Annotated in this window: 4 protein-coding genes; 2 read left to right on the forward strand and 2 right to left on the reverse strand. The window is 58.6% G+C overall.

The window, feature by feature from the left end:
* Window positions 1-25: 25 nt before the first annotated feature.
* Together KHQ28_RS22985 and KHQ28_RS22990 are read right to left on the reverse strand one after the other, a co-directional pair.
* Window positions 26-1,291 carry a D-amino acid dehydrogenase gene (locus KHQ28_RS22985; protein WP_322968871.1) on the reverse strand — a complete coding sequence of 422 codons (1,266 nt, stop codon included), beginning with the start codon at window positions 1,289-1,291 and terminating at the stop codon, window positions 26-28.
* A gap of 37 nt (window positions 1,292-1,328) precedes the next feature.
* Window positions 1,329-2,243, reverse strand: coding sequence for a LysR family transcriptional regulator (locus KHQ28_RS22990; protein WP_002909089.1), 915 nt, complete (start codon window positions 2,241-2,243; stop codon window positions 1,329-1,331).
* 280 nt (window positions 2,244-2,523) lie between these two features.
* On the opposite strand from KHQ28_RS22990, the gene KHQ28_RS22995 reads away from it, so the two are divergent.
* Both KHQ28_RS22995 and btuC read left to right on the forward strand, forming a co-directional pair.
* Entirely contained in the window at window positions 2,524-3,957 is a 1,434-nt protein-coding gene (locus KHQ28_RS22995) for a hypothetical protein (protein WP_032418826.1), read from the forward strand.
* A 123-nt stretch (window positions 3,958-4,080) separates the two neighbouring features.
* Window positions 4,081-5,067, forward strand: a complete 987-nt coding sequence (btuC, locus tag KHQ28_RS23000) for a vitamin B12 ABC transporter permease BtuC (RefSeq protein ID WP_004151850.1) — start codon at window positions 4,081-4,083, stop codon at window positions 5,065-5,067.
* Window positions 5,068-5,080: the final 13 nt, after the last annotated feature.

Consider the following 5,080-nt stretch of genomic DNA (forward strand, 5'->3'; position numbering starts at 1 on the left):
GGTTGTGGATTATTGCGAATAATTGTCATGCGGTTTGTTTCCATGTGAGACCTTCTAAAGAAATGTCTGGCATCTGATTATCGATTAACGCGCCCAGCACCACCGCGCTGCCGGCGGCGAGAGTAAAGCCGAGGCTACCCTGGCCGAGGTTCATCCACAGGTTGGGGTAGCCGGCGCGCCCCAGCATCGGCGGGCCTGCTGGCGTCGACGGGCGCATGCCGGTCCAGACTTCGGCCTCGTCCAGCCCCTCCAGTTCAGGAAAGCTGCGGGCGACGATGTTCTTCAGCGCCTGAATGCGGCATTCGCGCAGTTCGTCGCCGTCGTAGCCGATGTCCACCATCGCCGCGATGCGCAGCTGTTGGCCAAGGCGGGCATAAACGATTTTGTGCCCGTAGTCGGTGACGCTGATGTCAGGGGCAATACCTGCTTTTTCAGGATAGGGCAGGGTCAGGCTGTACCCCTTCAGGGCGCACAGCGGCACGCGAACCCCCAGATGCCCAAGCAGAGAACTACTGCCGTTACCGGCGGCGACGACATACTCATCGCCGGTGAGGGTCCCCTGACTGGTCTCCAGGCTGCTGATGCGTCCCCCGCGCTTATTGAGTCGCCGCACCTCACACTGGGTCAGCAGGCTAAAGTCGCTGCTGGCATTGAGCTTGTCGAGCAGGGCAAGGCAGAACTGATGACAATCTGCCGTTTCATCGCCTGGCGAATAGATTCCGCCCTGCAGAGAAGGACTAATATGTTTGAGCGCCGGCTCCAGCTGCAGGCAGGCTTCAGCATTCAGCGCCTGCTGATACTGAGGATCAATCCCTTTTGCTGCTTTATTAAAATCATATTCGCGACGATGGATAATTAATTTTCCGCTGCGCCGCCAGTGGAAATCGGCAAGATTATCCTCATCCCGCCACGCCTGCATGACCTGACGGCTGAGCAGCGACAGGCGTAAAATATGGTCGCCATTCATTTTATTGGTCTGGTTATTACAGGCGCGCAGAAACTGCAGCAGCCAGCGCCACTGCTGGAGAGACATCCTGAGACGCATATTCAGCGGCGAATCGGCTTTGCCCATCCATTTCATTCCCTGCAGGGGAACGCCGCTGTCGGCAAGGGGGGCGACGTAGCGGTAACTTAATTGTCCGCCGTTGGCAAAACTGGTGGCGCTGCCCGGTTCGGCATTGCGCTCCAGTAATTGCACCTGATGGCCGCGCTTGATCAGTTCCCATGCCGTGGCCAGACCGACCACGCCGCCGCCGATAATGACAATGCGTTTGTTCATAACCCGATATATCCACCGCTGATAAATTTATCGGGTTATGTCAAAGCATTTACCCCAGCGGCGCAATTGACTTTTTATGGTCAGGGTATAACCGCAGGTTAATCTCCTTGAGCTGCTGGCGCAGACGCTGGCAGAGAAAATCGACGAACTTTTGCGCCATCGGGCTCAGGGAAACGTCGGCCCGGCGTAACAGACAGAGGTTAATCGCCATCGGCGGCGTAATGGGATGGATCATCTCCGGGGCCAGGTTGTGCTGGGCGGAGAAGATATCAGTGATGCTGCAGCCCATGCCGCGCTTCACGAACTCGGTGGCCATATAGTAGGTCTGGACGTTTAGCCGGGTGGTGGAAAAGTCGCGACGGGTGGCGATGGCGGCAGAGAGCGAGTGCGGTCCCGGCGAGATCCAGCGCTGCTGGTCGATCTGATCGATCTCCACCGCCCCCTGACGATAATGACGGTCGATGTACACCAGCGGTACTTCGGCAATCAGGGTGGTCAGGATCTCCCCCTGCTGCACCGGCTGTAGCGTCAGCGCCAAATCTATCTCGCGCAAATCCAGTTTTTTGACCAGCGTCTCGGTGTGCTCGGTAGTGAGCGTCATCACCAGGTTGCTGTTTTGCTGATAAAAGTCGGTCACCAGCTCCGGCACCAGGCTTAACCCCAGGCTTGGCAGACAGCCTAAAGTGATCTTGGCGCGCGGATCGCGAGCCAGGTTGTCGGCCAGCAGGCGCAGGTTGTCCAGGTCCTGATAAATGCTCTGCGCTTTTTCGAAAAGTGTGATCGCCTCGCTGGTCGGCAGTAGCTTGCCGCGCACCCGCTGAAACAGGGTAAAACCCAGCTTCATTTCGGCGCTTTTTAACGCTTTGCTGGCCGCGGGCTGGGAGATATTGAGCGCTTCCGCCGCCCGCGATAAAGAGCCGCAGGTCATGACGGCATAGAAGATTTCCAGATGACGCAGTTTCATGAACAGTTAACTCAGGGTTATAGCCTACCGATAAAAAGTCATTTTCTACTAACACTAAGTTAACATAGATTTAATCACCAATCAGCGCATTGGTTACATCTTGTGCTGTAGACCCCGCCCAATGGCGGCATATTACGCTCTCAGAATCGTTTCCTTTGTACCCAAACAAACCCTCAGGCCGAGGCCAATCAATAATGAAAAAGAGGGAGGATATTTTCTGAGCAGGCCCCCATACACCACCTGACCATCATGGTCGGATTGATTGGCATTAAGGAGTGTTATGAGTGACTCAACGCTCACAGGCAATGCGCCTGTCAGACGAAATATCATGCGGAAAAACGTTATTATTGGTCTGTTATTGCTGCTGTTCGTGTTGATCGCGCTGTGGTGCCACGGTCGACCAGGCAGCGAGCTTGGTCTGCTGGGATTTACGCCGCTGGTGGCGCTAGCGATATTATCGCTGATCGGCGTTGATATTGTGCTGGCGGTCATCTCCTCGATTATTATCGCCATGATAATGACCTCGACCGGCCTGCCGGAAATGGGCACGATGCTGGCGAAATCCACCGGGTCATTTATTGCCACCGTTGGGCTTATCATTATGCTCGGCGCCGGCGTGGGGGAAGTGGCCACCCGCACCGGCGCAGCGGTTGAGCTGGTAAAATTTGTCGTCCATCGCATCGGGTTGTCGAGTCAGACGCGGGTGAAATTCGGCATTGTGGCGTCATCGATTTTAATTTGCGGTTCGCTGGGCACTATGGCCGGTGGCAATGCCATTATCGTGGCAGTAATCATTCCGGTGGCGGCAGCGGTACGCTTGACGCCGCCAACGGTCGCCGCGCTGATGATGACCGCCGGTTCCGTTGGGCTGTTTACCGGGCCTTTCACCCCCAGTACCGTGACGATCCTCAGCCTCGGTGGGTTGAGCTATCCGGACTATCTGCTGTACGTTGGTCTGCCGATGAGCGCGGTCACGCTGCTGGCCGGCTGGGTAATGGCGGGACGGATCCAGAAGATGACCGAAGGCAAACTGCGCTATGACGTCGATCTCGCGGAAAAGCCGCAAGAGGATCTCAGCGCCGCGCAGCAGCGTCGGCGTAAATTAAGCGCGCTGGCCTTCGCGGCGACCATCATCGTGATGGCGATCGTTGGCGTGGTGATTAAAGCCGGCTTCAGCTTCGCGATAATCGTGATGTTGCTGGTGGCCCTGATGACCGGCCTGGTAGGCGGCCTGCGACCGACGCAGATCCTTCAGGCCCTGTATCACGGCTGCGGCCGCCTGGTGTGGATGTTTATTCTCTACTGGCTGTACAACCCGATCCTTGAGCTGATGGATGGCCTGCACGCCTATCAGGGGCTGCTGGAGTATACCCAACCGCTGCTGGAGGGGATCTCCCCGGCCTGGCTGTGCTTTAGCATCTTCGCGTTCAATATTATCGGCCATGTGCCCGGTGCGGCGGTGGCCCAGATGACCTTTACTCATAAAATCTTTGGCCCGATGCTGATGGCCGCCGGCGTGCCGCCCCAGGGGACCACCGCCGTGCTGCTGGCCTCATCCCAGGTGGACTGGTTCGGGCCGTTTCCCTCATCAGATATGTTCGGCCAGATGGGGCTGGCGCAGTCTACTCATCTGAAATATATGCTCTATAACGGCTGGGCAATCGTGGTGGCGAACATCATTCTCTTTGCGCTGCTGTTTCAGATTCTGGTGTGACGAACGACCGCAGACGCGGAGGAGATTTTCCTCCGCGTCGACGTTTGGTCGTGAGGTTTTCCTTTTCTCACCGCGACAGCCACCGTAAAATCAGCCTCTTGTTCCCCCTGCGTAATGGAATCTATGCTGACTCTCGCCCATCTTCAACAGCGCCGCAGCCGGCGTTGGCTCTTCGGATTAACGCTGTTGCTGCTGGTCACCCTGCTGATCAGCCTGTGCGCGGGGGAGCAATGGATCCCGCCCGGCGAGTGGCTCAGCGCCAAAGGCCAGCTGTTTATCTGGCAGATCCGCCTGCCGCGAACCCTGGCGGTGCTGCTGGTGGGGGCGGCGCTGGCGCTCTCCGGGGCGATAATGCAGGCGCTGTTTGAAAATCCGCTGGCGGAGCCGGGTCTGCTGGGGGTCTCCAACGGCGCGGGCGTCGGGCTGATTGCCGCCGTCCTGCTGGGCAAAGGAGTCTTGCCCGGCTGGGCGCTCGGCCTGTGTGCCATCTTTGGCGCGCTGCTGATCACTTTTATTCTGCTGCGTTTCGCCCGCCGCCATCTGTCTACCAGCCGTCTGCTGCTGGCGGGGGTGGCGCTGGGGATCATCTGCAGCGCCCTGATGACCTGGGCAGTCTACTTCTCCACCTCTTTTGACCTGCGTCAGCTAATGTACTGGATGATGGGCGGGTTTGGCGGCGTCGACTGGCAACAGCTGTGGCTGATGATAGCCCTCCTGCCGGTGCTCTGCTGGGTCTGTCTGCAGTCGCAACCCCTGAATTTACTGGCGCTGGGCGAAGTCTCCGCTCGTCAGCTTGGGCTGCCGCTGTGGCTGTGGCGCAAATTACTGGTGGTGGCGACCGGCTGGATGGTCGGCGTTAGCGTGGCGCTGGCGGGGGCGATTGGCTTTATCGGTCTGGTGATCCCGCATATTCTGCGGCTATGCGGCTTGAGCGATCACCGGGTGTTGCTCCCGGCCTGTATGCTGGCCGGGGCAAGCGCCTTGCTGGGGGCGGATATCATTGCCCGGCTGGCGCTTTCCGCCGCAGAGCTGCCGATTGGCGTGGTGACGGCGACCCTGGGCGCGCCGGTCTTTATCTGGTTGCTGCTGCGTTCGCGGGGGCGGGGGTAGCGCGGCGCCGTCG

This window comes from Klebsiella sp. 28, from assembly GCF_018223905.1.
GTDB classification, from domain to species: domain Bacteria; phylum Pseudomonadota; class Gammaproteobacteria; order Enterobacterales; family Enterobacteriaceae; genus Klebsiella; species Klebsiella pneumoniae.

What these genes read in the sequence shown, in the direction of transcription:
- KHQ28_RS22990 (WP_002909089.1), bottom strand. Translation starts at nt 2,243, where the DNA reads ATGAAACTGCGTCATCTGGAAATCTTCTATGCCGTCATGACCTGCGGC.
- KHQ28_RS22995 (WP_032418826.1), top strand. Translation starts at nt 2,524, where the DNA reads ATGAGTGACTCAACGCTCACAGGCAATGCGCCTGTCAGACGAAATATC.
- btuC (WP_004151850.1), top strand. Translation starts at nt 4,081, where the DNA reads ATGCTGACTCTCGCCCATCTTCAACAGCGCCGCAGCCGGCGTTGGCTC.